Here is a 2,512-nt window from a genome sequence, read left to right as displayed (position 1 = left end):
CGCGGCGGCAGCTGCACGTCCCTTCTCCCTCGGCGCGGTCGACCACAGGGTCGGTCCGAAGCCAATGAAGTATCGGCGCACCCGCATGCCGAAGGCGCGGGCGGCGAACATGTGCCCCGCCTCATGCAGCGCAATGCTGATCAGGATGCCGAAGGCGAAGAGCAGTACTCCTAGCCCAAAAGCCACGGGCGCATCCTCTCGTGTGCCAGTGCACGGGCCTCGCGCTCGGCCTCCAGGACATCCTCCAGGAACGTCGGGGTGGACGCTGCGCCGGAGGCCGACATCACGGCTTCAACCGTGTCGACAATGCGGGGGAAGGCCATATTCGCGTTGAGGAACTCGATCGCAGCTTCCTCGTTCGCCGCGTTATAGATCGCGGGCATGACCCCGCCTGCCTTTGCTGCCTCGCGAGCCAGCTCCACCGCGGGGAATACCTCATCGTCGAGCGGCTCAAACTCCCAGGTGGCAGCCTGCGTGAAGTCCAGCGGCTGCCCCACCCCGGCCACACGGTTCGGCCAGCCGAGCGCGAGGCTGATCGGTAGCTTCATGGACGGCGGGGACGCCTGCGCGATGGTTGAGCCGTCGCGGAAGGTCACCATCGAGTGCACGATCGACTGCGGGTGAACGGTGACCTCCACGCGGTCGGAGGGCATGTCGAAGAGCAGGCAGGCCTCGATCAACTCCAGGCCCTTGTTCACCATCGTTGCGGAGTTCAGCGTGTTCATCTGGCCCATGGACCAGGTCGGGTGGCTGGCCGCCTGGAGCGGGGTGACCGGCTCCAGCTGCTCGCGGGTCCAGCCGCGGAACGGCCCGCCGGAGGCCGTCAGCACGAGGGTGGCCACCTCGTCGCGGCGCCCAGAGCGCAGGCACTGTGCCATCGCCGAGTGCTCGGAGTCGACGGGGACGAGCTGACCCTCATCGGCGGCGTCCAACACCAGCTGCCCGCCAGCAACGAGGCTCTCCTTATTCGCCAGCGCGAGACGCGCCTGGGTTCCCAGGGAGGACAGCGTCGCCTCGAGCCCCTGGGAGCCAACCAGGGCATTCAGGATCACGTCCGTGCTCTCCAGCTGGTCGCCGAGCTCCTCCACCAGGTCGCGGGCAGAGTCTTGACCACGGATGCAGTGGCCACCGAGCTGAGCTTCGACGAAATCGGCGGTTCGGTCGGAGGCCACCGCGACTCGCTCTGCGGGCAGACCAAGCTTCTGAGCCTGCTCCAACAGCAGCTCGGGCTTGCTGCCGTGGGCCGAAATCCCAATCACCTCGAACTGTTCGGGATTGTCGAAAACCACCTCGAGGGCCTGGACGCCGATGGATCCAGTGCTCCCGAGAATCACCACGCGAGTCTTGTCGAATGTCATGGCCATATCCTAACCCCCGCCTCCTCCCCTCCTACACCCGAGTAGGGGCTGTATGGCGTGTGGAGATACCTACATTCTGTGAAATCTATGGCAAGATGAGTGTGATTAACTGATCAGACGTCAGGAGGATTCCGTGGCTCACCACGAAGCAAAGGTTGAAGTTTTCAACGGCATTTCGACCGAAGATGTACCATCCGCGGGCTGGGGCTGGAGCGGCCTGAGCAAGCGCGCCGTCGTTCTGTCCGGCCTTATTTCCGTCGGGTTCCTGGTGTTCATGCTGGTTGGTAACCACGAGGGCAACGTCGAGAACATCTGGCTGATCGCCCTGGCTGCCTTCATCCTCGTCGGTACCGCATGGTTCGCGTTCGAGCCGAAGGCCAAGGAGCGCACCACTGTGACCGCACACAACAAGGCCCAGGGTCACGTTGAGCCGAACTGGACCGCCGATCAGCTCAATAACACCGGTGTGTACGCAGACCTCACCCCCGAGGAGAAGCTGGCGCTGAACATCAAGGAGTAGCAAAGCTACCCCATTAGCGACACGCCAGGCGTCTGGCACGACCGATGGCCCCGAACCACTTCTGGTTCGGGGCCATCGGTGCATTCACGGGTACCCCTAGCGCCACCGAACGCCCTCACACCGCGGCGCGGCGAAAACGCCCCGGAAGGCTAGTCGAGGGTGAAGCCGGGCGGCAGCCAGGAAGAAAACGGGTCGGCCGTGGTGCGCTCGCACGTGGGGCACAAGGTCTTCGCCCCGCCGTCTTCCCCTTCCCCGTCCGGAAAATCCGCCCCGCAGCGGCGGCACTGCGAGACCGGGAAACTGGTGAGTTCGCGTACGTCCCTGTCGACCAGGTCGGCTAGCCGCAGCTGGCCGCTGCTGCTCAATGCGCCGTAGGGGCAGCTGGCGACACAAGAATTCTCCCCACTGCAGGCGCTCAAGTTCTGGCTGAGGTGCGCCACCGAATCCGCGACCCTGAGCTCCAGGGCGGAGCTCGGGCACATCTGGGTGCACACTCCGCACGCCTGGCAGCCGGAGGCCATCAGGCGCGGGGCGTCCAGCTCGATGCGAGCGTCGGGCTCGGTCCCCAACACCTGGTGCGCCTGGGCGAGCCGGATCATCGTCGGGGCGTTCGGATCCACCATGATTTCCCCGT

4 protein-coding genes are annotated in these 2,512 nt (G+C 65.2%); 1 reads left to right on the top strand and 3 read right to left on the bottom strand.

The window, feature by feature from the left end; translation table 11 throughout:
• Positions 1–186: site-2 protease family protein (locus Q1V78_RS09175; RefSeq protein ID WP_300613826.1), on the bottom strand; the 186-nt coding region annotated here is incomplete at its 3' end.
• A complete protein-coding gene (gene dxr, locus Q1V78_RS09170; protein ID WP_300613824.1) occupies positions 171–1,364 on the bottom strand; it encodes a 1-deoxy-D-xylulose-5-phosphate reductoisomerase in 1,194 nt (397 codons plus the stop codon). The genes Q1V78_RS09175 and dxr, both read right to left, overlap by 16 nt.
• A gap of 127 nt (positions 1,365–1,491) precedes the next feature.
• Here dxr and Q1V78_RS09165 point away from each other — a divergent pair, with 127 nt between their 5' ends.
• A complete protein-coding gene (locus Q1V78_RS09165; protein WP_300613822.1) occupies positions 1,492–1,878 on the top strand; it encodes a DUF2631 domain-containing protein in 387 nt (128 codons plus the stop codon).
• 149 nt (positions 1,879–2,027) lie between these two features.
• Here Q1V78_RS09165 and Q1V78_RS09160 read toward each other — a convergent pair.
• The coding region (locus tag Q1V78_RS09160; RefSeq protein WP_367279562.1) for a 4Fe-4S dicluster domain-containing protein at positions 2,028–2,512 on the bottom strand (485 nt) is incomplete at its 5' end.

This window comes from Corynebacterium sp., from assembly GCF_030152825.1.
Classification (GTDB): Bacteria; Actinomycetota; Actinomycetes; order Mycobacteriales; family Mycobacteriaceae; genus Corynebacterium.
Note: the sequence above shows the minus strand (reverse complement) of the source record. Positions and strands in the feature narration are given on the sequence as shown.